The organism is Shigella flexneri 2a str. 301 (assembly GCF_000006925.2).
Taxonomy (GTDB): Bacteria; Pseudomonadota; Gammaproteobacteria; order Enterobacterales; family Enterobacteriaceae; genus ECMA0423.
Window position 1 is genome coordinate 4,515,674 of the sequence record NC_004337.2, and the last position, 25,177, is coordinate 4,540,850.

At 50.0% G+C, this 25,177-nt stretch carries 31 protein-coding genes, 1 pseudogene and 4 other annotated features (1 of these 36 only partly in view); of the genes and pseudogenes, 18 read left to right on the forward strand and 14 right to left on the reverse strand.

Annotation, left to right across the window (positions count from 1 at the left end; genetic code table 11):
- The first annotated feature begins 214 nt into the window (after positions 1 to 214).
- From yjfM to SF4340, 3 genes are all read left to right on the forward strand, one after another.
- Positions 215 to 853, forward strand: a complete 639-nt coding sequence (gene yjfM / locus SF4338) for a hypothetical protein (RefSeq protein ID NP_710048.1) — start codon at positions 215 to 217, stop codon at positions 851 to 853.
- Positions 854 to 855: 2 nt separating this feature from the next.
- Positions 856 to 2,019 carry a synthetase/amidase gene (yjfC, locus tag SF4339; protein ID NP_710049.2) on the forward strand — a complete coding sequence of 388 codons (1,164 nt, stop codon included), beginning with the start codon at positions 856 to 858 and terminating at the stop codon, positions 2,017 to 2,019.
- A 65-nt stretch (positions 2,020 to 2,084) separates the two neighbouring features.
- The gene (locus SF4340; RefSeq protein NP_710050.1) at positions 2,085 to 3,467 is read left to right on the forward strand and encodes a carnitine operon oxidoreductase; all 1,383 of its coding nucleotides are present in this window, start codon (positions 2,085 to 2,087) and stop codon (positions 3,465 to 3,467) included.
- Positions 3,387 to 4,154, reverse strand: a mobile genetic element. (Overlaps the previous gene by 81 nt.)
- Here SF4340 and insB read toward each other — a convergent pair.
- From insB to yjfO, 4 genes are all read right to left on the reverse strand, one after another.
- A complete protein-coding gene (gene insB / locus SF4341; RefSeq protein NP_710051.1) occupies positions 3,402 to 3,797 on the reverse strand; it encodes an insertion element IS1 protein InsB in 396 nt (131 codons plus the stop codon). (Overlaps the previous feature by 396 nt.) The two genes, SF4340 and insB, sit on opposite strands and share 66 nt — an antisense overlap.
- On the reverse strand, positions 3,824 to 4,099 hold the full coding sequence (insA, locus tag SF4342) for an insertion element IS1 protein InsA (protein NP_710052.1): 276 nt from the start codon (positions 4,097 to 4,099) through the stop codon (positions 3,824 to 3,826). (Lies within the feature at positions 3,387 to 4,154.)
- A 467-nt stretch (positions 4,155 to 4,621) precedes the next feature.
- Positions 4,622 to 4,924 (reverse strand): hypothetical protein, encoded by a 303-nt coding sequence (yjfN, locus tag SF4343; RefSeq protein ID NP_710053.2) that lies wholly within the window; start codon positions 4,922 to 4,924, stop codon positions 4,622 to 4,624.
- A 121-nt stretch (positions 4,925 to 5,045) separates the two neighbouring features.
- On the reverse strand, positions 5,046 to 5,474 hold the full coding sequence (gene yjfO, locus SF4344; RefSeq protein NP_710054.3) for a hypothetical protein: 429 nt from the start codon (positions 5,472 to 5,474) through the stop codon (positions 5,046 to 5,048).
- 82 nt (positions 5,475 to 5,556) lie between these two features.
- Between yjfO and yjfP the strand changes: the two genes are divergently transcribed.
- The gene (gene yjfP / locus SF4345) at positions 5,557 to 6,306 is read left to right on the forward strand and encodes an esterase (RefSeq protein NP_710055.1); all 750 of its coding nucleotides are present in this window, start codon (positions 5,557 to 5,559) and stop codon (positions 6,304 to 6,306) included.
- On the opposite strand, the gene yjfQ is transcribed toward yjfP, so the two are convergent.
- Entirely contained in the window at positions 6,303 to 7,058 is a 756-nt protein-coding gene (gene yjfQ / locus SF4346; protein NP_710056.2) for a transcriptional repressor UlaR, read from the reverse strand. The genes yjfP and yjfQ overlap by 4 nt on opposite strands.
- Before the next feature lie 107 nt (positions 7,059 to 7,165).
- Entirely contained in the window at positions 7,166 to 8,236 is a 1,071-nt protein-coding gene (gene yjfR, locus SF4347) for an L-ascorbate 6-phosphate lactonase (protein NP_710057.1), read from the reverse strand.
- Between the two features lie 291 nt (positions 8,237 to 8,527).
- Between yjfR and sgaT the strand changes: the two genes are divergently transcribed.
- The 6 genes from sgaT to sgaE are packed head-to-tail and all read left to right on the forward strand — an operon-like array spanning position 8,528 to position 12,991.
- Positions 8,528 to 9,982, forward strand: a complete 1,455-nt coding sequence (gene sgaT, locus SF4348; RefSeq protein NP_710058.3) for a PTS system ascorbate-specific transporter subunit IIC — start codon at positions 8,528 to 8,530, stop codon at positions 9,980 to 9,982.
- A 15-nt stretch (positions 9,983 to 9,997) separates the two neighbouring features.
- Positions 9,998 to 10,303, forward strand: a complete 306-nt coding sequence (gene sgaB / locus SF4349; protein NP_710059.2) for a PTS system L-ascorbate-specific transporter subunit IIB — start codon at positions 9,998 to 10,000, stop codon at positions 10,301 to 10,303.
- 9 nt (positions 10,304 to 10,312) lie between these two features.
- On the forward strand, positions 10,313 to 10,777 hold the full coding sequence (gene ptxA / locus SF4350; protein NP_710060.1) for a PTS system L-ascorbate-specific transporter subunit IIA: 465 nt from the start codon (positions 10,313 to 10,315) through the stop codon (positions 10,775 to 10,777).
- Positions 10,778 to 10,790: 13 nt separating this feature from the next.
- Positions 10,791 to 11,441, forward strand: coding sequence for a 3-keto-L-gulonate-6-phosphate decarboxylase UlaD (ulaD, locus tag SF4351; protein ID NP_710061.2), 651 nt, complete (start codon positions 10,791 to 10,793; stop codon positions 11,439 to 11,441).
- Positions 11,442 to 11,450: 9 nt separating this feature from the next.
- Positions 11,451 to 12,305 (forward strand): L-xylulose 5-phosphate 3-epimerase, encoded by an 855-nt coding sequence (gene sgaU, locus SF4352; RefSeq protein ID NP_710062.1) that lies wholly within the window; start codon positions 11,451 to 11,453, stop codon positions 12,303 to 12,305.
- Positions 12,305 to 12,991 carry an L-ribulose-5-phosphate 4-epimerase gene (gene sgaE, locus SF4353; protein ID NP_710063.2) on the forward strand — a complete coding sequence of 229 codons (687 nt, stop codon included), beginning with the start codon at positions 12,305 to 12,307 and terminating at the stop codon, positions 12,989 to 12,991. Before sgaU ends, sgaE begins: the two co-directional genes overlap by 1 nt.
- Before the next feature lie 128 nt (positions 12,992 to 13,119).
- Here sgaE and SF4353a read toward each other — a convergent pair whose 3' ends face one another.
- Complete coding sequence (locus SF4353a) at positions 13,120 to 13,464, reverse strand: membrane protein (protein ID YP_008439297.1); 345 nt, start codon at positions 13,462 to 13,464, stop codon at positions 13,120 to 13,122.
- Between the two features lie 257 nt (positions 13,465 to 13,721).
- On the opposite strand from SF4353a, the gene rpsF reads away from it, so the two are divergent.
- Genes rpsF through rplI form a run of 4 tightly spaced genes read left to right on the forward strand, consistent with a single transcriptional unit; the run spans position 13,722 to position 15,161 of the window.
- Positions 13,722 to 14,117, forward strand: a complete 396-nt coding sequence (gene rpsF, locus SF4354; RefSeq protein NP_710064.1) for a 30S ribosomal protein S6 — start codon at positions 13,722 to 13,724, stop codon at positions 14,115 to 14,117.
- 6 nt (positions 14,118 to 14,123) lie between these two features.
- On the forward strand, positions 14,124 to 14,438 hold the full coding sequence (locus tag SF4353b) for a primosomal replication protein N (RefSeq protein YP_008439298.1): 315 nt from the start codon (positions 14,124 to 14,126) through the stop codon (positions 14,436 to 14,438).
- A 4-nt stretch (positions 14,439 to 14,442) separates the two neighbouring features.
- Positions 14,443 to 14,670, forward strand: coding sequence for a 30S ribosomal protein S18 (gene rpsR, locus SF4355; protein NP_710065.1), 228 nt, complete (start codon positions 14,443 to 14,445; stop codon positions 14,668 to 14,670).
- Between the two features lie 41 nt (positions 14,671 to 14,711).
- Complete coding sequence (rplI, locus tag SF4356) at positions 14,712 to 15,161, forward strand: 50S ribosomal protein L9 (RefSeq protein ID NP_710066.1); 450 nt, start codon at positions 14,712 to 14,714, stop codon at positions 15,159 to 15,161.
- Between the two features lie 74 nt (positions 15,162 to 15,235).
- Positions 15,236 to 15,792, reverse strand: a sequence feature (Similar to Escherichia coli K12 conserved hypothetical protein gi: 1790648 (265 aa). BLAST with identity of 97% in 185 aa. This CDS has been truncated. The sequence has been checked and is believed to be correct.).
- Here the strand turns inward: rplI and yjfZ are convergent.
- Positions 15,236 to 15,792, reverse strand: a pseudogene (gene yjfZ, locus SF4357). Its footprint overlaps the feature before it by 557 nt.
- A 66-nt stretch (positions 15,793 to 15,858) precedes the next feature.
- On the opposite strand from yjfZ, the gene SF4358 reads away from it, so the two are divergent.
- Together SF4358 and SF4359 are read left to right on the forward strand one after the other, a co-directional pair.
- Positions 15,859 to 16,137, forward strand: coding sequence for a hypothetical protein (locus SF4358; RefSeq protein ID NP_710067.2), 279 nt, complete (start codon positions 15,859 to 15,861; stop codon positions 16,135 to 16,137).
- A gap of 56 nt (positions 16,138 to 16,193) precedes the next feature.
- Positions 16,194 to 16,775, forward strand: coding sequence for a hypothetical protein (locus SF4359; RefSeq protein ID NP_710068.1), 582 nt, complete (start codon positions 16,194 to 16,196; stop codon positions 16,773 to 16,775).
- Positions 16,773 to 18,036: a mobile genetic element, on the reverse strand. Its footprint overlaps the gene before it by 3 nt.
- Here SF4359 and SF4360 read toward each other — a convergent pair.
- Together SF4360 and SF4361 are read right to left on the reverse strand one after the other, a co-directional pair.
- Positions 16,816 to 17,634: an insertion sequence element IS600 protein gene (locus SF4360; protein ID NP_710069.1), complete on the reverse strand. Its 819-nt coding sequence runs from the start codon at positions 17,632 to 17,634 to the stop codon at positions 16,816 to 16,818. (Overlaps the previous feature by 819 nt.)
- Positions 17,670 to 17,972 (reverse strand): insertion sequence element IS600 transposase, encoded by a 303-nt coding sequence (locus tag SF4361; RefSeq protein ID NP_710070.1) that lies wholly within the window; start codon positions 17,970 to 17,972, stop codon positions 17,670 to 17,672. (Lies within the feature at positions 16,773 to 18,036.)
- On the opposite strand from SF4361, the gene SF4362 reads away from it, so the two are divergent.
- A complete protein-coding gene (locus SF4362; protein NP_710071.1) occupies positions 18,037 to 18,357 on the forward strand; it encodes a hypothetical protein in 321 nt (106 codons plus the stop codon).
- A gap of 46 nt (positions 18,358 to 18,403) precedes the next feature.
- Here SF4362 and SF4363 read toward each other — a convergent pair whose 3' ends face one another.
- The 4 genes from SF4363 to SF4366 form a co-directional block, all read right to left on the reverse strand.
- The gene (locus SF4363) at positions 18,404 to 18,745 is read right to left on the reverse strand and encodes an endoribonuclease SymE (protein NP_710072.1); all 342 of its coding nucleotides are present in this window, start codon (positions 18,743 to 18,745) and stop codon (positions 18,404 to 18,406) included.
- 220 nt (positions 18,746 to 18,965) lie between these two features.
- Positions 18,966 to 20,627 carry a hypothetical protein gene (locus SF4364; RefSeq protein NP_710073.1) on the reverse strand — a complete coding sequence of 554 codons (1,662 nt, stop codon included), beginning with the start codon at positions 20,625 to 20,627 and terminating at the stop codon, positions 18,966 to 18,968.
- On the reverse strand, positions 20,627 to 22,132 hold the full coding sequence (locus SF4365) for a restriction modification enzyme M subunit (RefSeq protein NP_710074.1): 1,506 nt from the start codon (positions 22,130 to 22,132) through the stop codon (positions 20,627 to 20,629). Before SF4365 ends, SF4364 begins: the two co-directional genes overlap by 1 nt.
- Positions 22,133 to 22,162: 30 nt before the next feature.
- Positions 22,163 to 24,595, reverse strand: a complete 2,433-nt coding sequence (locus SF4366) for a Type I restriction enzyme EcoAI R protein (protein ID NP_710075.1) — start codon at positions 24,593 to 24,595, stop codon at positions 22,163 to 22,165.
- Between the two features lie 241 nt (positions 24,596 to 24,836).
- Positions 24,837 to 25,177: a mobile genetic element, on the forward strand; it runs 427 nt beyond the window's last position.
- On the opposite strand from SF4366, the gene insA (SF4367) reads away from it, so the two are divergent.
- Positions 24,892 to 25,167, forward strand: coding sequence for an insertion element IS1 protein InsA (gene insA / locus SF4367; protein NP_710076.1), 276 nt, complete (start codon positions 24,892 to 24,894; stop codon positions 25,165 to 25,167). It overlaps the preceding feature by 276 nt.

The window sequence follows — 25,177 nt, forward strand, 5'->3', positions numbered from 1 at the left end:
GGCAATCAATGCGGTGAGTATTCCAGACTATTTCGCCTGGGGCGGGATTGCACTGGTGATTCAGTTACTCGTTTTTGCTGGTGTCAGACTTTATATGCCCGCATTAAGCGAAAAAATTATTAATCACAATACCGCAGCAGGAATGTTTATGGGAACCGCCGCGCTGGCTGGCGGTATTTTTAACGCAGCTTGTATGACATGGTAATGGACGATCATGGCCAGAAAACGCAAATCAAGAAATAACAGTAAAATTGGTCACGGAGCGATCAGTCGCATTGGTAGACCGAATAATCCTTTTGAACCGCGTCGCAATCGCTACGCACAAAAATACTTAACGTTGGCGCTAATGGGCGGTGCCGCTTTTTTCGTATTGAAAGGTTGTAGCGATAGTAGCGATGTCGATAACGACGGCGACGGAACATTTTACGCGACAGTGCAGGATTGTATTGATGACGGTAATAATGCCGACATTTGCGCGCGTGGCTGGAACAACGCCAAAGCGGCATTTTATGCCGATGTTCCAAAGAATATGACTCAGCAGAACTGTCAGTCTAAGTACGAAAATTGCTACTACGACAATGTTGAACAGAGTTGGATCCCGGTCGTTTCTGGATTTTTGTTAAGCCGGGTTATTCGTAAAGATCGCGATGAGCCGTTCGTCTATAACAGCGGCGGATCCTCATTTGCTTCCCGCCCCGTCTGGCGCAACACTTCCGGTGATTACTCCTGGCGCTTCGGTTCTGGCAAAAAAGAGTCTTACTCTTCAGGCGGCTTTACCACCAGAAAAGCGTCGACCGTTTCGCGCGGCGGCTATGGTCGTTCTTCCAGCGCCCGTGGGCATTGGGGAGGCTAATCATGCTGAGACACAACGTTCCTGTGCGGCGGGATCTGGACCAGATCGCCGCTAACAACGGTTTCGACTTTCATATCATCGACAATGAAATCTATTGGGACGAGAGTCGGGCTTACCGTTTTACTCTGCGCCAGATTGAAGAGCAGATCGAAAAACCGACTGCGGAACTGCATCAGATGTGCCTTGAGGTGGTGGATCGCGCGGTTAAAGACGAAGAGATCCTGACGCAACTGGCGATCCCGCCGTTGTACTGGGATGTGATCGCCGAAAGCTGGCGCGCACGCGATCCTTCGCTGTATGGCCGGATGGATTTTGCCTGGTGTGGCAATGCGCCGGTGAAGCTGCTGGAGTACAACGCCGATACGCCGACCTCGTTGTATGAGTCGGCTTATTTCCAGTGGTTGTGGCTGGAGGATGCCCGGCGCAGCGGCATTATTCCGCGTGATGCCGATCAGTACAACGCCATTCAGGAACGCCTGATTTCGCGCTTTAGTGAGCTTTACAGTCGGGAACTGTTTTATTTTTGCTGCTGTCAGGACACCGATGAAGACAGGAGTACCGTGCTGTACTTGCAGGACTGCGCCCAGCAGGCAGGGCAGGAGTCGCGGTTTATCTACATTGAAGATCTCGGTTTGGGCGTCGGCGGCGTACTGACCGATCTTGATGATAATGTCATCCAGCGTGCATTTAAGCTGTATCCGCTGGAGTGGATGATGCGTGACGATAACGGTCCGCTGCTGCGCAAGCGTCGCGAGCAATGGGTGGAGCCGTTATGGAAAAGTATCTTGAGTAATAAAGGGCTAATGCCGCTGCTTTGGCGCTTCTTCCCTGGTCATCCTAACCTTCTTGCATCCTGGTTTGAGGGTGAAAAATCGCAGATTGCCGCTGGCGAAAGCTATGTGCGTAAACCGATCTACTCGCGCGAAGGCGGAAACGTCACCATTTTCGACGGTCAGAATAACGTCGTTGACCACGCTGATGGTGATTACGCCGATGAACCGATGATCTACCAGGCGTTTCAACCTCTGCCGCGATTTGGCGATAGCTACACACTCATCGGTAGCTGGATTGTCGATGATGAAGCGTGCGGAATGGGGATCCGTGAAGATAACACACTGATCACCAAAGACACCTCACGTTTCGTTCCGCATTACATTGCTGGATAAGAATGTTTTAGCAATCTCTTTCTGTCATGAATCCATGGCAGTGACCATACTAATGGTGACTGCCATTGATGGAGGGAGACACAGTGCACTGGCAAACTCACACCATTTTTAATCAACCTATACCATTAAATAACAGCAACTTATACCTGTCTGATGGCGCGCTTTGCGAAGCGGTAACGCGTGAAGGTGCTGGCTGGGATAGCGATTTTCTAGCCAGTATTGGTCAGCAGTTAGGAACGGCTGAATCCCTTGAACTGGGGCGGCTGGCGAATGTAAACCCGCCTGAACTGTTGCGCTACGATGCCCAGGGGCGGCGTCTGGACGATGTTCGTTTCCATCCCGCATGGCACCTGCTGATGCAGGCGTTATGTACCAATCGGGTGCACAATCTTGCCTGGGAAGAAGACGCTCGCTCCGGCGCATTTGTGGCGCGCGCGGCGCGTTTTATGTTACATGCGCAGGTTGAGGCTGGGTCGTTATGTCCAGTAACGATGACCTTTGCCGCCACGCCATTGTTGTTACAGATGTTACCCACGCCGTTTCAGGACTGGACCACGCCGCTGCTGAGCGATCGCTACGATTCTCACTTATTGCCAGGTGGGCAAAAACGCGGTTTGTTGATTGGCATGGGAATGACGGAAAAGCAGGGCGGTTCCGATGTCATGAGCAACACCACCCGTGCAGAGCGTTTGGAAGATGGCTCTTATCGGCTGGTGGGGCATAAATGGTTTTTCTCGGTGCCGCAAAGCGATGCGCATCTGGTGCTGGCGCAGACCGCGGGCGGTCTGTCCTGCTTTTTTGTGCCGCGCTTTTTGCCTGACGGGCAACGCAACGCGATTCGCCTCGAGCGGCTGAAAGATAAGCTGGGTAATCGCTCTAACGCCAGTTGCGAAGTGGAGTTTCAGGATGCCATTGGCTGGTTATTGGGGCAGGAAGGGGAAGGAATTCGTCTGATCCTGAAAATGGGGGGGATGACGCGTTTTGATTGCGCCCTGGGTAGCCATGCCATGATGCGCCGTGCATTTTCGCTGGCGATTTATCATGCACATCAACGCCATGTTTTTGGTAATCCATTGATCCAACAGCCCCTTATGCGTCATGTCTTAAGTCGCATGGCACTTCAGCTTGAAGGGCAAACGGCGTTGCTGTTTCGTCTTGCGCGAGCGTGGGACCGGCGTGCCGATGCCAAAGAAGCCCTGTGGGCGCGTTTATTTACGCCTGCGGCAAAATTTGTGATCTGCAAACGAGGTATGCCGTTTGTGGCCGAAGCGATGGAGGTGCTGGGCGGCATTGGTTATTGCGAGGAGAGCGAGCTGCCGCGGCTTTACCGGGAGATGCCGGTAAACAGTATTTGGGAAGGTTCCGGCGGTAATGACTCCAACTTACTGATAGTGTTTTATGTTCAGATAATGCCCGATGACCTTGTCATGCAGCTCCACCGATTTTGAGAACGACAGTGACTTCCGTCCCAGCCTTGCCAGATGTTGTCTCAGATTCAGATTATGTCGCTCAATGCGCTGAGTGTAACGCTTGCTGATAACGTGCAGCTTTCCCTTCAGGCGTGATTCATACAGCGGCCAGCCATCCGTCATCCATACCACGACCTCAAAGGCCGACAGCAGGCTCAGAAGACGCTCCAGTGTGGCCAGAGTGCGTTCACCGAAGACGTGCGGCACAACCGTCCTCCGTATCCTGTCATACGCGTAAAACAGCCAGCGCTGACGTGATTTAGCACCGACGTAGCCCCAATGTTCGTCCATTTCAGCGCAGACAATCACATCACTGCCCGGTTGTATGCGCGAGGTTACCGACTGCGGCCTGAGTTTTTTAAGTGACGTAAAACCGTGTTGAGGCCAACGCCCATAATGCGTGCACTGGCGCGACATCCGACGCCATTCATGGCCATATCAATGATTTTCTGGTGCGTACCGGGCTGAGAGGCGGTGTAAGTGAACTGTAGTTGCCATGTTTTACGGCAATGAGAGCAGAGATAGCGCTGATGTCCGGCAGTGCTTTTGCCGTTACGCACCACGCCTTCAGTAGCGGAGCAGGAAGGACATCTGATGGAAATGGAAGCCACGCAAGCACCTTAAAATCACCATCATACACTAAATCAGTAAGTTGGCAGCATTACCGGTTCCGGCAATATTATGTGCCTGGATGTGTTGCGCGTTCTCAATAAGCAAGCGGGCGTATACGACTTATTGTCGGAAGCATTTGTGGAAGTGAAAGGGCAGGATCGCTATTTTGATCGCGCGGTTCGTCGTTTACAGCAGCAGCTGCGTAAGCCAGCTGAAGAACTGGGGCGAGAGATTACTCATCAGCTATTCCTGCTGGGCTGCGGTGCGCAAATGTTGAAATATGCTTCTCCGCCAATGGCGCAGGCGTGGTGTCAGGTGATGTTAGATACGCGCGGCGGCGTACGGTTGTCAGAGCAGATCCAGAATGATTTATTGCTGCGGGCGACGGGGGGAGTGTGTGTGTAAGCGTATACGACTGATGCGACGCTGGTTTCGATTAACTAAATGAAATATGTGAAAATTGTAGGCCGGACAAGGCGCTCGCGCCGCATCCGGCATTGTTCATTTGCTGTAGATGACACTCATGCATACAGTATCGCCTGTACGCGCCAGTTATCAGGCTGCTGGTCTTCGTACATGGTAATAATGCGGTACCATGACGCACCTTGTTCATCGGCCTTTAACGCCACGATACGTTCCACGTCCTGCGGATCCCCTGAAATATTGCTAACTGAGATCTGACCTATTTCATTCAGGCCCGTCACGCAGTCAGCACTGGCGAATTCTGCAGACTGTGCCGTGGCGCTCGCAGGATAAGTCACTAATTGCAGCGAGGGTGAGGCAAGTAATTGTTTCATCGTCAGCTCCATTTTTCGTTTCCCCACATGTTGCAGGGCATTCCATCGCGGTAATAAACGCCCAAGCTTCCAGCCGGTAATTTATTGTGCACAGGTAAACGCATAGGGACGCAAAGCAATGTAAAGCTGACTATGTAAGTTGTCTGATTTATTTACGGTACAAAATGGCTTGTGAATACCACTGTCCTGTCACGATGGTTTCGTCCACCATGACGACAACGTAATAATCAGCTTTTGCAGCGACAGCTTTTGCTCTGATTTCTGCTAATGCGTCATCCGGAGAACCCCGAACCATCGTGCTTACGCTACCTATTCGCTGTAACCCTTGCGTCTGGTCGCGGCGAATCTCTTGCGGATGGTCCGTTACTGGCGGTGCTGGCTGTGGCGTACCTTGCAGTGCGCTACAGGCACTTAACATCAACACCAATAATAAACTGGCAAACCGGTAAATAACGCTATTACGTTTCCTGCTAACCATAGTGTAGTGCCTTATTAATTTAACTTTGGGGGAATGTTCCCGAATTGTTACCTGGTACGCGATTTTCGAATGAAAACGTGACGAAAGCGTAACCCACATCTCAACATTATGAACTAATACCGCCAGCAGAAACTTGTGCTAAGGATTTCTTCATGTCATACCAGACAAAAAGGAGAGACAGATGATTGAAATAGAATCACGCGAGCTGGCAGATATTCCCGTTCTTCATGCTTATCCTGTCGGGCAAAAAGATACCCCGTTACCGTGCGTAATTTTTTATCACGGCTTTACTTCATCCAGCCTGGTGTATAGCTATTTTGCCGTTGCGCTGGCGCAGGCTGGTTTGCGGGTGATCATGCCGGATGCGCCCGATCACGGTAGCCGTTTTAGTGGCGACGAAGCGCGGCGGTTAAATCAATTCTGGCAAATCTTGCTACAAAGTATGCAGGAATTCACTACTTTACGTGCGGCAATAGCCGAAGAAAACTGGCTGCTTGATGACCGTCTGGCAGTCGGTGGCGCGTCGATGGGCGCGATGACGGCACTGGGAATTACCGCTCGCCACCCCACGGTGAAATGTACCGCCAGCATGATGGGATCGGGCTATTTTACATCGCTCGCCCGTTCACTGTTTCCACCGCTGATACCTGAAACGGCAGCACAGCAGAATGAATTCAATAAAATTGTCGCGCCGCTGGCAGAGTGGGAAGCGACAAACCACCTGGAACAACTTGGGGACAGACCTCTACTGCTGTGGCATGGCCTCGACGATGACGTTGTGCCTGCCGACGAATCACTACGTTTGCAGCAGGCCTTAAGCGAGACGGGACGGGATAAACTGCTAACCTGTTCATGGCAGCCAGGCGTGCGTCACCGCATTACGCCTGAGGCGTTAGATGCTGCCGTGACATTTTTCCGCCAGCATCTTTAAACACGCAGAATGCTGACCCCTTGCGCTTCCAGTTGTTGCAGGATTTCCGGGTTAGCATTTTTGCCGGTGATCAGCATATCGATTTGATCGGCACGGCTAAAAAGCATTCCCGCGCGTTCGCCAATCTTACTGCTATCAACCAGTACCACCAGTTTCCCTACCACGCTCAGCATCTTCTGCTCTGCCATTGCTGTCAGCATATCGGTTTTATACAACCCTTCTGCGGTCAGCCCTTTTCCGCTGGTAAACATCCAGTGCCCGGCATAGAGACTGTTTTCGCTGCCCTGCGGGCTTAAAGTGATGGACTGACTTTTGTTGTACTGTCCACCCATAATGATCACGCTGTCATGTTCTTGATCGATCAGGTAATTTGCCAGCGGTAGATAATTAGTGATGATTTGCACTGGCTTGCCACACATTTCCCGCCCAAGCAGAAACGCGGTGGAGCCGCAGTTGATGACTACGCTTTCGCCCGGATTAACCAGCTGCGAGGCCGCTTTAGCAATACGTACTTTTTCATCGTGATTCTGCGCCTGATGCAGATTCATCGGCGTCCAGCGCGGGCGCTGTTGGGTAATAGCTTCTGCGCCATTGCGCACCTTTTTCAGTTTGCCGCTTTCGCCAAGTTTATTGATATCGCGTCGCGCAGTGGCAGGCGAAATTCCCAGACGCTCAACGACTTTCTCAACGGTCACAAAGCCCAATTGTGCGAGCATTTCCAGGAGGATTTGATGTCTTTGTGCTTCAGTCATGAGCTATTCCGATAAAATTTGATTTTTTTAGATGATATTTGAAATAGCCAGGAAATACTACGCCGGATAGCGCGAACTTCTCCACGCTATCCGGTATAAACGACAGATTACAGGAATGACTTGAACGGCAGATCCGGTTCAATAGTGAAGCAATCATCGAAACCGCGCGGATAGTGGTACTCGAAGTTGTCTTTATCCAGCGGCCAGGTAAATTTGCCGCCAACCTGCCAGATAAACGGCTTGAAGCCATACTTCAGACGATCTTTTTTGATCTCCCACAGCACGCGGATCTCTTGCGGATCGGCCTGGAAGTTTGACCAGATGTCGTGGTGGAACGGGATAACCACTTTCGCATTCAGGGCTTCACCCATACGCAGCATATCGGCGCTGGTCATTTTGTCGGTAATACCGCGCGGGTTCTCACCATACGATCCTAACGCCACATCGATCTGATGTTCGTTACCGTGCTTCGCATAATAGTTAGAGTAGTGGGAATCGCCACTGTGATATAGGGAACCGCCAGGGGTTTTGAACAGGTAGTTTACTGCGCGATCGTCCATGCCATCTGGCAGTACGCCAGCCGCTTTTTGATCGGCAGGCAGGGTGATCAGTGCAGTACGGTCGAAAGCGTCAAGCGCATGAATTTCAATGTCTTTCACTTTTACAACATCGCCCGGTTTGACCACGATGCAACGCTCTTTCGGTACGCCCCAGCCAATCCACAAATCAACGCAGGTTTTCGGTCCAATGAATGGTACGTCATCAGCACAGTTCTGCATCACGGCAGCAGCGACGTTAACGTCGATATGATCGTTGTGATCGTGAGTCGCCAGTACCGCGTCGATCTGGCGAATCGCAAACGGATCAAGAACAAACGGGGTGGTGCGTAGGTTTGGCTGCAGTTTTTTCACGCCAGCCATGCGCTGCATCTGGTGACCCTGTTTCATTAACGGGTTACCGTGACTTTGTTTGCCAGTGCCGCACCAGAAATCAACGCAAACGTTGGTGCCACCTTCTGATTTCAACCAGATCCCGGTGCAGCCTAGCCACCACATCGCAAATGTGCCAGGGGCGACCTGCTCTTGTTCAATTTCTTCATTCAGCCAGCTACCCCACTCCGGGAAAGTGCTCAGGATCCAGGATTCTCGGGTGATACTTTTCACTTTACTCATCGCCATTTACCTTCATGATAGTTCAATTCGAATCAACATGTGATTGGTTTTGATTAATCCTGACACTATTCCTTCAGGAAGGTAATGACCATTTTTTGACTTTTTGCCAGGGAAGTTGTTGTTGATTTTGAGTGGGGAAAGATTTAATGGAATGTGTAGTTAAATTAACTAAATGAATTTAAATAAATAATTGTTTCGTTGTGTGAATCCCACTCTATCCGTGTGGAATTATTTGCGGGTCGCGTCACATTTAATCATAAATAATCTTGTTGTGATTACTTTTGAAAATTAGAGTGAGTGCACAACATTCCGGGTGTGCGGAATACCCGGTTACCTCTTCTTCAGGAGATCGTTATGGAGATCCTCTACAACATCTTTACCGTGTTTTTTAACCAGGTCATGACCAATGCCCCGTTGTTGCTGGGTATTGTGACCTGTCTGGGCTACATCCTACTGCGCAAAAGTGTCAGCGTTATTATTAAAGGCACGATTAAAACCATAATTGGTTTCATGTTGTTGCAGGCAGGGTCCGGCATCCTCACCAGCACCTTCAAACCGGTGGTGGCGAAAATGTCCGAAGTCTACGGCATTAACGGCGCAATTTCCGATACTTACGCGTCGATGATGGCAACCATCGACCGCATGGGCGATGCCTATAGCTGGGTAGGTTACGCGGTGTTGTTAGCGCTGGCGCTGAACATCTGTTACGTGCTGCTGCGTCGCATTACCGGTATTCGTACCATCATGCTGACTGGTCATATCATGTTCCAGCAGGCGGGGCTGATTGCCGTTACGTTGTTTATTTTCGGCTACTCCATGTGGACAACCATTATCTGCACGGCGATTCTGGTTTCGCTCTACTGGGGCATTACCTCCAACATGATGTACAAGCCGACTCAGGAAGTGACGGACGGCTGCGGTTTCTCCATCGGTCACCAGCAACAGTTTGCATCATTAATTGCCTATAAAGTTGCGCCGTTCCTCGGCAAAAAAGAGGAAAGCGTTGAAGACCTCAAACTGCCAGGCTGGCTGAATATTTTCCACGACAACATCGTCTCCACGGCGATTGTCATGACCATCTTCTTTGGTGCCATTCTGCTCTCCTTCGGTATCGACACCGTGCAGGCGATGGCAGGCAAAGTGCACTGGACGGTCTATATCCTGCAAACCGGTTTTTCCTTCGCGGTGGCGATCTTCATCATCACTCAGGGTGTGCGCATGTTTGTGGCGGAACTCTCTGAAGCGTTTAACGGTATCTCCCAGCGCCTGATCCCTGGTGCGGTTCTGGCGATTGACTGTGCGGCTATTTATAGCTTCGCTCCGAACGCCGTGGTCTGGGGCTTTATGTGGGGCACCATCGGTCAGCTGATTGCGGTTGGCATCCTGGTCGCCTGCGGTTCCTCGATCCTGATTATCCCAGGCTTTATCCCGATGTTCTTCTCCAACGCCACCATCGGCGTGTTCGCTAACCACTTCGGCGGCTGGCGTGCGGCGCTGAAGATTTGTCTGGTGATGGGGATGATCGAAATCTTTGGTTGCGTCTGGGTGGTGAAACTTACCGGTATGAGTGCCTGGATGGGGATGGCGGACTGGTCGATTCTGGCACCGCCGATGATGCAGGGCTTCTTCTCCATCGGTATCGCCTTTATGGCCGTCATCATTGTAATTGCACTGGCTTATATGTTCTTCGCTGGCCGCGCACTGCGCGCAGAAGAAGATGCAGAAAAACAATTGGCAGAACAGTCTGCTTAATAAGGAGTTTTGATTATGACCGTACGTATTCTGGCTGTGTGTGGCAACGGACAAGGCAGTTCCATGATCATGAAGATGAAAGTGGACCAGTTTTTAACCCAATCAAACATTGACCACACGGTAAATAGCTGCGCGGTTGGCGAATACAAAAGCGAGTTGAGCGGCGCGGATATCATCATCGCTTCTACGCACATTGCGGGCGAAATCACCGTGACCGGCAACAAATACGTGGTTGGCGTGCGCAACATGCTCTCTCCTGCCGACTTTGGCCCGAAACTGCTGGAAGTGATCAAAGCGCATTTCCCGCAGGATGTGAAGTAAGGACGCGCCATGAAATTACATGATTCGCTGGCGGAGAATAAATCCATCCGCCTGCAGGCTGAAGCTGAGACATGGCAGGACGCAGTAAAAATCGGCGTTGACCTGCTGGTGGCGGCGGATGTTGTCGAGCCGCGTTACTACCAGGCGATTCTGGATGCGGTTGAACAGCACGGTCCGTACTTTGTGCTCGCACCAGGCCTGGCAATGCCGCACGGTCGCCCGGAAGAGGGCGTTAAGAAAACCGGTTTTGCGCTGGTGACGCTGAAAAAGCCGCTGGAGTTCAACCACGAAGATAACGACCCGGTGGATATCCTCATCACCATGGCGGCGGTCGATGCCAACACGCACCAGGAAGTGGGCATCATGCAGATCGTCAACCTGTTTGAAGATGAAGAAAATTTCGACCGTTTACGTGCCTGCCGTACCGAGCAGGAAGTACTGGATCTCATTGACCGCACCAACGCGGCAGCTTAAGAAGGAATTGAAGATGTCATTACCGATGTTGCAAGTCGCGCTGGACAACCAGACTATGGATAGCGCCTACGAAACCACTCGCCTGATTGCCGAAGAAGTCGACATTATCGAAGTGGGTACCATTCTGTGCGTGGGCGAAGGCGTGCGTGCGGTTCGCGATCTGAAAGCGCTCTACCCGCACAAAATCGTGCTGGCAGACGCCAAAATTGCCGATGCGGGCAAAATTCTTTCTCGTATGTGCTTCGAAGCCAACGCTGACTGGGTGACCGTGATTTGTTGTGCGGATATCAACACCGCCAAAGGTGCGCTGGACGTAGCAAAAGAGTTTAACGGCGACGTGCAGATCGAACTGACCGGTTACTGGACCTGGGAACAGGCGCAACAGTGGCGCGACGCAGGTATTCAGCAGGTGGTTTATCACCGCAGCCGTGACGCGCAGGCCGCTGGCGTGGCGTGGGGTGAAGCCGATATCACTGCGATCAAACGTCTTTCCGATATGGGCTTCAAAGTCACCGTCACCGGTGGCCTGGCGCTGGAAGATCTGCCGCTGTTCAAAGGCATTCCAATTCATGTGTTTATCGCCGGTCGCAGCATCCGTGATGCCGCTTCTCCGGTTGAAGCCGCGCGTCAGTTCAAACGTTCCATCGCCGAACTGTGGGGCTAAGGAGCGGATATGTTGTCCAAACAAATCCCGCTTGGCATCTATGAAAAAGCGCTCCCCGCCGGGGAGTGCTGGCTGGAACGCCTGCGACTGGCAAAAACGTTGGGCTTCGATTTTGTCGAGATGTCGGTAGATGAAACTAACGAGCGCCTGTCGCGCCTCGACTGGAGCCGCGAACAGCGTCTGGCGCTGGTGAATGCTATTGTTGAAACCGGCGTGCGTGTGCCGTCCATGTGCCTTTCTGCCCATCGTCGTTTCCCGTTGGGCAGCGAAGATGACGCGGTGCGGGCGCAGGGGCTGGAGATTATGCGTAAAGCCATCCAGTTCGCCCAGGACGTTGGCATTCGCGTGATCCAGCTGGCGGGCTATGACGTTTACTATCAGGAAGCCAATAACGAAACGCGTCGTCGTTTCCGTGACGGCCTGAAAGAGAGCGTTGAGATGGCGAGCCGCGCGCAGGTGACGCTGGCGATGGAGATCATGGATTATCCGTTGATGAACTCCATCAGCAAGGCGCTGGGTTACGCGCACTATCTCAACAACCCGTGGTTCCAGCTCTACCCGGATATCGGCAACCTGTCGGCGTGGGACAACGATGTGCAGATGGAGTTGCAGGCCGGAATCGGGCATATCGTCGCGGTGCATGTGAAAGACACCAAACCGGGCGTCTTCAAAAACGTGCCATTTGGCGAAGGTGTGGTGGATTTCGAACGTTGCTTCGAAACGCTCAAACAGAGTGGCTATTGCGGGCCGTACCTGATTGAGATGTGGAGCGAAACGGCGGAAGACCCGGCGGCAGAAGTGGTGAAAGCGTGTGATTGGGTGAAAGCGCGCATGGCCAAAGCAGGCATGGTGGAGGCGGCATAATGCAAAAGCTAAAACAGCAGGTGTTTGAAGCCAACATGGATCTGCCGCGCTATGGGCTGGTGACCTTTACTTGGGGCAACGTCAGCGCTATCGACCGCGAACGCGGGCTGGTGGTGATCAAGCCCAGCGGCGTTGCCTACGAAACCATGAAAGCAGACGATATGGTGGTGGTCGATATGAGCGGCAAGGTGGTGGAAGGGGAGTATCGCCCATCTTCCGACACTGCGACGCATCTCGAACTCTACCGTCGTTACCCGTCGCTTGGCGGCATTGTCCATACCCACTCCACTCATGCCACCGCATGGGCGCAGGCGGGGCTGGCGATCCCGGCATTAGGCACCACGCACGCTGACTACTTCTTTGGTGATATCCCGTGTACGCGTGGATTAAGCGAAGAAGAGGTGCAGGGTGAGTATGAACTGAACACTGGCAAAGTGATTATCGAAACGCTGGGCAACGCCGAGCCGCTGCATACGCCGGGAATTGTGGTGTATCAGCACGGACCGTTCGCCTGGGGGAAAGATGCCCACGACGCGGTGCATAACGCGGTAGTGATGGAAGAAGTGGCGAAAATGGCGTGGATTGCGCGCAGTATTAATCCACAACTCAATCATATCGACAGCTACCTGATGAATAAACACTTCATGCGTAAGCACGGTCCTAACGCTTATTACGGGCAGAAGTAAAACACGCGCTGCGGAAATTTCCTTCCTCGGGAGATAACTGGTCTAATTCCGCAGCCGTTTTTCAAAAAAAGCCCCCTGCGAAGGGGGCAAAGCAAACTATGGCAATGTTTCGTTGGTTATACCTGGTGCTAGCGATAAATATCCGCGCTGGCGTGCATATTGCCGTTACTCCCCGGTTCCCGCATCAGAATTACGTGGTAGTACGTTGCGCCTTGCGCATCTGTTTCTTCATTTAATGCCTGACGTGCTTCGCTTTCAGTGGCGAAATTATGATTGATATAAATCACGCCTAAGCTTTGCACATCGTCCATATTTCTGGCCTGGTGGTTATTAATTTCAATGGCTGCCCATGTATTTGCACTTAGCAAAAGCACAGCCAGAAGGGCTAAAACTCGACTGAACATAGATACCTCCTCGACGGCTGACTTTGTGTGCTCTCCTCTGTGATGATCTTCTGATTTAATTTTAATCAATGATAAAGAAGTTGATGGTGACCATTTCTGATGCAGTTGTTCAAAAAAACACTGTGACGGAATGTGATGAACTTCAAATCAGCGGTTTAGAGGTTATTTGCGAAAGGGGAGATTTATTTCTGCTCCGCCCTTGAGTTTAGCGGGGTATGCCAGTACTATAACGCGTCATTTTTCAGCCGACCTTTAACACGTTCCTTGCCTCCCCGGGATTCGGCTGACCCAGACAGGAGGCTGAATAATCCGTAAGGAGCAATTCGATGCGTCATTACGAAATCGTTTTTATGGTCCATCCTGACCAGAGCGAACAGGTTCCGGGCATGATCGAGCGCTACACTGCTGCCATCACTGGTGCAGAAGGCAAGATCCACCGTCTGGAAGACTGGGGCCGCCGTCAGCTGGCTTACCCGATCAACAAACTGCACAAAGCACACTACGTTCTGATGAACGTTGAAGCTCCGCAGGAAGTGATCGATGAGCTGGAAACTACCTTCCGCTTCAACGATGCCGTTATCCGCAGCATGGTTATGCGTACCAAGCACGCTGTTACCGAAGCATCTCCGATGGTTAAAGCGAAAGACGAGCGCCGTGAGCGTCGCGATGATTTCGCAAACGAAACCGCTGATGATGCTGAAGCTGGGGATTCTGAAGAGTAATTTCTGATGACCAACCGTCTGGTGTTGTCCGGCACCGTGTGCAGGACTCCCCTTCGAAAGGTCAGTCCATCAGGAATTCCTCACTGCCAGTTCGTGCTTGAGCATCGTTCTGTGCAGGAGGAAGCCGGCTTTCACCGGCAGGCATGGTGTCAAATGCCCGTTATTGTTAGCGGACACGAAAACCAGGCCATTACTCACAGTATAACGGTCGGCAGTCGCATAACCGTTCAGGGGTTCATTTCATGCCACAAGGCAAAGAACGGACTGAGCAAAATGGTTTTGCATGCCGAGCAGATTGAATTGATAGATTCTGGAGACTAGCCATATGGCACGTTATTTCCGTCGTCGCAAGTTCTGCCGTTTCACCGCGGAAGGCGTTCAAGAGATCGACTATAAAGATATCGCTACGCTGAAAAACTACATCACCGAAAGCGGTAAGATTGTCCCAAGCCGTATCACCGGTACCCGTGCAAAATACCAGCGTCAGCTGGCTCGCGCTATCAAACGCGCTCGCTACCTGTCCCTGCTGCCGTACACTGATCGCCATCAGTAATCGGTCACGGTCCATTAATACGACTTTGAGAGGATAAGGTAATGCAAGTTATTCTGCTTGATAAAGTAGCAAACCTGGGTAGCCTGGGTGATCAGGTAAACGTTAAAGCGGGCTATGCTCGTAACTTCCTGGTACCGCAGGGTAAAGCTGTTCCAGCTACCAAGAAAAACATTGAATTCTTCGAAGCACGTCGCGCTGAACTGGAAGCTAAACTGGCTGAAGTTCTGGCAGCTGCTAATGCTCGCGCTGAGAAAATCAATGCACTGGAAACTGTTACCATCGCGTCTAAAGCTGGCGACGAAGGTAAACTGTTCGGTTCCATCGGTACTCGCGACATCGCTGACGCTGTAACTGCAGCTGGCGTTGAAGTGGCTAAGAGCGAAGTTCGTCTGCCGAACGGCGTTCTGCGTACCACTGGCGAACACGAAGTGAGCTTCCAGGTTCACAGCGAAGTATTCGCGAAAGTGATCGTAAACGTAGTAGCTGAATAATTCGTTATTCAACGAGACGTAAAAACGCCGACCATTGGTCGGCGTTTTGCTTTCTATTTTTCGTCAGGCATTAATTTCGCAAGTAGATCCATTCACCATTCTCTTGTGTCCATAAGTCAGGATGGTTTGCTGGCGTTAGATGCATACGATCACTCCTTATGTCTCGGTCCTGCGGCACTCGCTCGAAACCTAAACCCGAGTAGATTGCGGCTGAATTTGATAAGGAACGTAGACCAATTTTCAAATCATGGGGTAAATCAGAATACGCGTTTAGCAATGCAGCAATGATGAATCCGAGGGCATTAGAAACGCCTGTAACAGTGTGAAGTTGGTCGATATAAAGATCGATTGTTGGTAGTTCAGATGAGCAGCAATTAGGCATTTGGGCAGGAAGGGTTACAACGTATCCTATCGTTTGGCCGGTATAGTCTGGAGTACTATAACCAGGTCCCAAAACAACCTCGTGTATTGTGTATTTACTGTTGGGTTCGAAGGATTCGACATCTTGCAATAAATATTTCAGTTCTGCGGTTAACCTCGCACCCGCGTAAGCTTTATTGTATTTCTGGGCGTGAATATTATCTAATGTAGCTTCATGGTTCCATCCAAAAGAATTATCACCATTCATTGTTACTGAATCGCCACGGGTTTAACAGACACCTCAGAGTCATTTAAGATGGTTTAAAGAGAGGTGCCCATGAGCGGTAAGCGTTATCCCGAAGAGTTTAAAACTGAAGCAGTCAAACAGGTTGTTGATCGCGGTTATTCTGTTGCCAGCGTTGCAACACGTCTCGATATCACCACCCACAGCCTTTATGCCTGGATAAAGAAGTACGGTCCGGATTCTTCCACTAATAAAGAACAGTCAGATGCTCAGGCCGAGATCCGCCGTCTCCAGAAAGAGCTGAAACGGGTTACCGACGAACGGGACATATTAAAAAAAGCCGCGGCGTACTTCGCAAAGCTGTCCGACTGAGGTACGCCTTTATCCGTGACAACTCCTGTTGCTGGCCTGTTCGCCTGCTCTGTCGGGTGCTGGATGTTCATCCCAGTGGTTTTTACGCCTGGCTTCAGCAGCCGCATTCACAACGCCATCAGGCAGACCTGAGACTGACAGGACAGATTAAACAGTTCTGGCTGGAATCGGGATGCGTCTATGGTTATCGCAAAATCCATCTGGATCTGCGTGACAGCGGACAACAGTGCGGAGTAAACAGAGTCTGGAGACTGATGAAACGTGTCGGAATAAAGGCTCAGGTCGGATACCGAAGCCCGCGGGCACGTAAAGGCGAGGCCAGTATCGTGTCACCCAACAGGCTCCAGCGACAGTTCAATCCGGATGCTCCTGATGAGCGTTGGGTAACGGACATAACCTACATCAGGACCCACGAAGGCTGGCTGTATCTTGCCGTTGTTGTTGATCTGTTCTCACGCAAAATTATCGGCTGGTCCATGCAATCCCGGATGACAAAGGACATTGTCCTGAACGCACTGCTGATGGCTGTATGGCGGCGTAATCCCGAAAAACAGGTGCTGGTTCATTCGGATCAGGGCAGTCAGTACACAAGCCATGAGTGGCAGTCGTTCCTGAAATCACACGGCCTGGAGGGTTGAGGTGTACTGGCAATAGCGGACACTACCATTTGTTCTTTTTTTAAGCAGCCATCTGATGATATTTTTCCCTGAAGGCTGCCGGGGAGATATTCCCCAGACGAGAGTGACGACGCTGACGATTGTAGAAAATCTCAATGTATTCCCGTATTACTGAGATGGCTTCATCCCGGTTATTAAAACGATAGTGGCTCAGGCTCTCATTTTTCAGCGTTCCCCAGAAGCTTTCCATCGGAGCGTTGTCGTAACAGTTACCTTTACGCGACATTGATGTTTTCAGACCAGTCTGCTCCTGTATGACCCGGTAATCGTATGCGCAGTACTGTGAGCCTCGATCAGAGTGGTGGATTAGCCCGGCAGGTGGGAGCTGGCTCCTGAGCGCCATAAACAGGGCTTTACCTGTCAGCTCTTTTGTCATGCGCTCTCCCATGGCGTAGCCGACAATTTCGCACGTATAAACATGTTTGATGCCAGCGAGGTACAACCATCCCTCCTGTGTGGCAACATACGTCAGGTCCTCCACCCAGACCTGATTTGGTGCTGTAGGAGCGAACGTCTGGTTCAGCAGATTTGGCGCACCTGGCAGATTGTGGTTCGGGTTCGTAGTCGCTCTGAACTTGCGTTTCTGCTTACAGCGTAGCCTCAGCTCCTTACGAAGACGTGCCAGTCGGTCACGACCAACGATGATGCCATTCTCTGCCAGCTCCGTCTGGAGCCGCCGGGTTCCATATGTTTCGCGAGTGCGGATATGTGCCACCTTAATCTCCAGTTTTAGCCGCTCATCACTTTGTTTTCTGTCTGAGGGTTCATGCTGTACCCAGTTGTAATAACCGCTCCTGGATACACCAAATACCTGACACATCGCTTCAATGGGAAATTGTTGTCGCCATTGTTCGATTAACGCGTATTTTTCAGCGACTCCTGTGCAAAATACGCTGTTGCTTTTTTTAATATATCTCGCTCAAGGCGAGCTTCATTTAACGCCTTACGCAGTTGCAGAATTTCAGATTCCAGTTCAGCCACCGTGCGGGAACCAGGAGTACCGAGCCCTTTTCTGGCGGCGGTAACCCATTGTCCTAAAGTGCCTTCAGGAAGGGATAATCGGGAAGCGCCTTCACTGATTGAAAGTTGATTTTCAAGAACCGTTCTGACAGCTTCGGCTTTGAACTCTTTAGAGTAACGTTGGGTTTTTCTGCTCATTATTAGCTCCTTCTGATGCCATTCTATTTCAGGAAGGAGTGTCCGTTAAACTCAGGCTACCTCAGTGTTATTCGATCATCTTCGCGATGAAGTTATGCGCCTGGACGCAGGGATCACGCAGGAAGTATTGAAGCTATATATTGCGTTTAAAGCGGAAACGAATTTTGTTGATGTTGTGCCGCAAAAAAGCCGACTGCGATTGTCGCTTAATATGCAGTTTCATGAACTGGTCGATCCGAAAGGTATTGCCAAAGATGTGACAAATGTTGGGCGCTGGGGTAATGGCGATGTAGAAATTGGTTTCAGCGACCTCGCACAACTTCCTTACATTATGGGATTAATTCGTCAGGCATTTGAAAAACAGATGGAGAGCGCGTTGGTATAACGCGGCGAATAATACCCGGTAGCACTGGCGCTACCGGGTCAATGTATCAGGCGACTTTCTGTTTACCTGTAATTACCCCAATAAATTCCTGTACCTGCCTTTGTTTACGCGCCGACAGCTTACACACCTTGCGTAGTGACTGCATCAGTTCGCTCTCTTCGGCGGCGGCGGGTTGGGCGGTGAGGACAATACAGCCTTCCATCACTTTGACATCTACCGCCGTGCCGGTGGCAAAACCGGCGGCTTCCAGCCACTGACCTTTCAGGGTGATGGCGGGAATACGGCTGTAATCCGGGTAACGACTCGCATAACTCACGGTTAATTGACGATTATTTGCCGGGGAGACTTCTGCTTCTAACGGTTGTGCAATAGAATGCGTGTCAGTCATGATTACTATTCTCTATAAATAGTGATTGTGATTAGCGGTGCGAGTGTGTTGGCGCACATCCGCACCGTGCTAAATACCTGGATACATCATCAGTAAATACAGGGAAAGTCCAGCTAAAAATTAATGAAAATAAGATGAAAATTAGCGTGAAATATAAATTTTGGTGATGTGAATAAAGCGGCTATTTAGCCGCTTTATTGGTTTTGTGAGGGCGAGGGAATTAGTTTATCGCTGCGTCAGTGAGTGCGTCTGCAAGATGCAGTTGGGTTTTATGATAAATCCCAATATAAGAAATAAGACCATTGCATACTGCTTCAATAGAATTTATCTTATCAAATATTGCTTGTTGTTCATTATAGGGGGGAATCGCAACAATAATATTGTAAAAACTGTCAGAATTAAGTTTTGGCATTTTTATTCTGTTCTCTGCTTTTTTGACTTGCATAAGAAATGGAATGGAAAGGATATATTTCAATAAGTAATTTGGATTAATGTAACAGTCTAATGGATACATATCAGCACTGCAAAGACCATTATACTCTGCTAAAAAAACTTTGGATAATGACGGGCGGATTTTAGAATAAACAATTTGTCCTTTATAAAAGCGACTATTTGGCCCTTTGACTCCTGATTCTTTCACTGTTCTCTTTGATATCACTCTCCCAGTGCCCTTTTCAATAATATCAGGTGCTACTTGATATAAATTTAAATAATCTTTTGGTGATACTAATTCAGATTTAATATTAACTATATTACCAATACGACACCATTCCCACCCTTCCGGAAGTTCAAACGGTTTTTCCTCATCGCTAATTGGCGGCAGTGGTTTTTGTTTTTTTATTTTCCCTTCTTTCACCAATTGAGCTTTTTCCTGCGCAATACGTTTGAGCAGTTCAGAGGCGGGTTCGTCATTCGGATCCTGCGGCACAAGTTTGCCCATTACGGCCAGTTGCAGAATGGTCTGTTTTAACGCATCCACGCTGGCTTCGGTGGTAAATAGGGTGTCGAAATGCTCGCTAATACGCGCCCAGTTTTCAGCCAGTTCCGCGGTGTTTTGGCTGTCTGTAAGCGTTCCCAACAGGGTTTCAACCAGTTGCTGATGTGCGTCCAGACTGGTCAGGGATTGCTGTTCTAGTTGGTCGCAGAGGGACATCAAAGAGCTAACTTTTTCAACTATTCGCTCTTGTTCTGCAATGGGGGGTAATGCAAATAAGCAGCTATTTAATACTTTAAAATGTCTCGCGTATCCTCTTACATCTAATTTAAATGATCGTAACTGCCAAAAAAAGAAACGCTCACAAATTAATATAGGTGATAAAATCTTCACACCGTCAGCGCCGACAACAAAATCAAAATCAATAAATTTAATATTCCTTGTGTGATCACCAAAAACTATAACTGGATTATTTAACTTTATTAACAGACATTCATTGTTGCAATAACCAGAAATAAATTCTTGGCTTTGCTCGATAACAGGATATTTTCCCTCAGGTAGTATTTCGGAGGATTTTATTTTTCTAGATGACTCAGAAATTGAGCAATAAATATCAGGGAGGTGCACCCACTCCCATCCCTCCGGCAATTCAAACGGCTTCTCTTCCTCACTAATTTCTGGCAGTGGTTTTTGCTTTTTAATTTTGCCTTGCTTCACCAGCTCTGCTTTTTCCGCCGCAATACGCTTCAGCAGGTCCGACGCCGGTTCATCATTCGGATCCTGCGGCACCAGTTTACCGCGCACCGCCAGTTCCAGAATCAGCTCACGCAATTTCTTAATACCATACAAATCAATCTTACCGGAGCTGCCGCGCCCGGCGGTGGAACGGGTTTGCAACGCCGAGGTCCAGGTTTCCATATGATCAACGATCAGCTTTTCCACACTCATTAGTTAACCTCCTTGCCAGACAGCGCAGCGCCAAGAATATCGCGCAGTTGATTACGCAGCGTCTGGATCTCCGCCTGCTGTTTTGCATACTGCGCTAACAGTTCGTCCGGATCATGGCTGACGGTTTCCGCCTGATGTGGGTTTTTAATATCCAGATTGAAGTTGCGCGCAATCACGTCATCAATGCTGACTTTCCACGCTTGCTCATTCTCGACGCGGCTGGCAAAACCATCGGCCTCGTTACCCCACCAGTCGATCTCCGCCTGAAACTCTTCAAACTTCATCGGCTTGGTTTTGCTGTAGTTTTTCACGCCCGCCGGATACTGATGTTCATAGAACCAAATCTCTTTGGTTGGCTGACCTTTGGTAAAGAACAACAGGTTGGTTTTAATGCCGGTATAGGGATTAAACACACCATTCGGTAAACGCACGATGGTATGCAGGTTGCACTCTTCGGTAAGTAGCTTTTTGATTTTGGTTTTAACACCTTCGCCAAATAGTGTGCCATCCGGCAATACCACCGCCGCACGACCGTTTTTCGCCAGTACTTCCACAATCAGTTGCAGAAACAGATCCGCCGTTTCGCGGGTTTGCATCTCTGCCGGAAAGTTCTTCTCAATACCGTCTTCTTCCGTGCCACCAAACGGCGGGTTGGTAACAATGACATCCAGTTGCTCATCCCAGGAGGAAAGCGGTTTATTCAGGGTGTTGTCGTGACGAATTTGTACCGGTACTTCAATGCCGTGCAGCAGCATATTGGTGGTCGCCAGCAGGTGCGGAAGCTGTTTTTTCTCAACACCGTGGATCTGTTGTTGCAGTGTCTGATGATCGGCGACGCTCTTCACGTATTTGTTCTTTACATGATCGAACGCGCAGGCAAGAAAACCGCCCGTACCGCAGGCCGGGTCCATAATGGATTCGCCGAGTTTCGGATCAACGCGATCCACCATAAAGCGAGTGACGGCGCGTGGAGTATAGAATTCGCCCGCATTGCCCGCAGATTGCAGATCTTTAAGGATCTGTTCGTAAATATCACCAAACAGATGGCGTTCGCTGGCGCTGGTAAAGTCAATTTCGTTCAGCTTGTTGATCACCTGGCGCAGTAGCGTACCGTTTTTCATATAGTTATAGGCATCGCTGAACGCCTGCTTCACCACGTAGCCGCGTGGGTTTTTATCGATAGGCGCAGTGAGGTTTTTCAACGCCGGAAACAGATCATCATTAACGAATTCCAGCAGGGAATCACCGGTAATGCCCTGCGCGTTGGCGGCCCAACTGCGCCACAAATAACGCTGTGGGATCGGATATTGATAGTTATCCTGCTCCAGTTCCAGCGCCTCTTCCTGGGCATCGAAGATTTTCAAAAACAGCAGCCAGGAGAGCTGACCGAGACGCTGCGCATCGCCGTCCACACCGGCATCTTTGCGCATAATATCTTGTAATGATTTGATTACTGAGCTGATAGACATGTTGTATTCCATGAAAAACAAGGCCTTCTGCAACATGATGGTTGCAGAAGGCGCAAAAGAGAGTTGTTAAGCAGAGCGGGGCGGTAATTGGTAGATTTCGTTTTCCAGCTCGCTGAGCGCCTGATTATACCCGTTACGGTCGCCAAATCCGGTTTTAATAATCTCCGGTAAGGTGCCCATGCTGTCGAATGGTTTAAGTTTCAGCACCTGAATACTTTCGATCTCCTGTACGCCCGCATCGGCGTATTTATCCAGCAGATTATCGAGCACGGCTTGCGCTGCTTCAGAGTATTTTGTGAAGTAGTTCCGCTTGTGCACGTTCTCGGCGCGCTCTTTGCGGGTTAACGGCGGCTGACCATACACTACGTGGCAAAGCATGTCGAACGGGTCGAGATCTTTACCGACTTCTTCTGCCAGTACTTCCCAGATGATCCCCTGTTGCTCCAGCTCGTGAATGATCGCTTCTTTGCGATCGGCGTCCTGCCACTTGCGGGTAAAGTCATCCAGCGAGGCATATTCTTTGAGCAGTGTTTTGCGGGTGTAATCTTTAAAGGATTCGGTAACCAGTTTACCGTCGGCGTCGTAATACTGAACGCGCTGTGCAATAACGCCCACCGCTACACCGTTGACGTGAAACTTGCGGATTTTCTTCTCGTCTTCTTCCGGAAATGGGCCGACATCATCGGTATCGGTAACCTGGTATGGTGGCGCAGGCGGTTCATCAACGCCTGTTACCTGTTCGTCGTCATGTTCGCTGATTTCTTCGAGTTTCTCTTCAAAATCAGATTCTGGATCGGCGATATCCTCTGGTGTGGTATCCATGACTTTTTCGGGAATGCCATCGAAACGCTCATCGGCAAACAGTTCGGTGGCTTTTTTAAAGTCGAGGATGGTAAACCAGAGTTTGCCGTAACGTTCGTCGATGCGTGTACCACGACCGATAATTTGCTTGAATTTGGTCATCGACTGGATGTTCTGGTCTAGTACTACCAGTTTGCAGGTTTTAGCATCCACACCAGTGGTCATCAGCTCTGAAGTGGTCGCGATAACCGGGTACGGTTTTTTCGGGTTGATGAAGTTATCCAACTGAGCTTTGCCAATTTCATCATCGCCGGTGATTTTCATGACGTATTTGTCGTTCTTTTTCACCTGCTGCGGGTTGAGATTAACCAGGGCGCGGCGCATACGTTCTGCATGATCGATGTCGTTACAGAAGACGATGGTTTTATCCATCGGATTGGTGCGCTTGAGGTAGTCGGTAATGGTTCTGGCAACCAGTTCTGTGCGTTCGTCGATCACCATCGTGCGATCGAAATCTTTCTGGTTATAGATACGATCGTCAATCACTTCGCCGTTTAAGTCAGTTTGCCCTTTGGTTGGGCGCCAGCCTTGCAGGTCGACATCAATATCAACACGGACAACTTTATAAGGAGCGAGGAAGCCGTCTTCGATCCCTTCTTTTAGTGAGTAGACGTAAACCGGATCGCCGAAGTAATCCGTGCTGGAGACTTCATGCGTCTCTTTTGGCGTGGCGGTTAAGCCAATTTGGGTGGCGGAACTGAAATAATCAAGGATCTCTCGCCAGGCGCTGTCTTCGGATGCGCTGCCGCGATGGCATTCGTCGATCACGATCAGATCGAAGAAATCTGGTGCGACTTGTTTAAACGCTTTTTGGTCTTCCTCCGGGCCAGTTATAGCCTGATAGAGCGCGAGGTGAATTTCATAAGCGGGATCAATGGTGCGTCCGCTGACTTTGGTCATTGCCGTACCAAATGGCTGGAAATCATTATTTTTGGTTTGGTCGACCAGAATGTTGCGATCGGCAAGGAACAAAATGCGTTTTTTATTTTTTGATTTCCACAGGCGCCAGATGATCTGGAATGCGGTATAGGTTTTCCCTGTTCCGGTCGCCATGACCAGCAGAACGCGGTTTTGCCCGTTGGAGACGGCTTCAATGGTTTTGTTGATTGCCTGAAGTTGATAATAACGAGGCGATTTGCCGCTGCCATCGTCGTAATAGTCCTGAGTAATCACCGGAAGCTGAGCTTGTGTGTATCCTTTCCAGAGGCAGAATTTTTGCCAGAGTTCAGCGGGGGAGGGGAAGTCATCCAGCGTTATTTGCTTTTCAAGGCATTCACCTTCGGCTGCGGTGGCATCGCGGAAGATAAAGCCATCACCGTTGGTGGCAAAAACAAAAGGAACGTCCAGCAGGCGCGCATATTCAATGCCCTGTTGCATCCCTTTGCCAATTTCATGTTTGTTGGCTTTTGCTTCAATCACGGCTAAGGGAATGCCTGGCTTGTGGTACAGCACGATGTCAGCAGATTTTACCGTTCTGCGTGCCGCAACTTTACCACGTACGATGACTTTACCGTCCCGGAGTTTGACCTCCTGTCTGATTTGCGTTGTGTTGTCCCAGCCTGCATTGAGAATGGCTGGCATAACGCATTTGGTAATGATGTCTGCTTCCGTCAGGTTACTTAGGTTCAGTTCCGCCATGGGGGGTTCTCGCTTTTATCAGGACGATTCTGATTGTACATAAAATCAATAGCCTGGCTATGATTTAGGGCGGTGTTTCAACGTAAAGTACGTAGCAGAGATCACATTGATATCTCTGTTATATCTTGCTTGAATTAATCTGGGCATATCAGAGACAGATAAACAGAAGTTACAGGAACCATATCAACTCTAACAAAATATATAAAAATCTTATAGTTGCGTTTCTTTCGAACAAGAAAGAGGTAATGCTGCCAACTTACTGATTTAGTGTATGATGGTGATTTTAAGGTGCTTGCGTGGCTTCCATTTCCATCAGATGTCCTTCCTGCTCCGCTACTGAAGGCGTGGTGCGTAACGGCAAAAGCACTGCCGGACATCAGCGCTATCTCTGCTCTCATTGCCGTAAAACATGGCAACTACAGTTCACTTACACCGCCTCTCAGCCCGGTACGCACCAGAAAATCATTGATATGGCCATGAATGGCGTCGGATGTCGCGCCAGTGCACGCATTATGGGCGTTGGCCTCAACACGGTTTTACGTCACTTAAAAAACTCAGGCCGCAGTCGGTAACCTCGCGCAT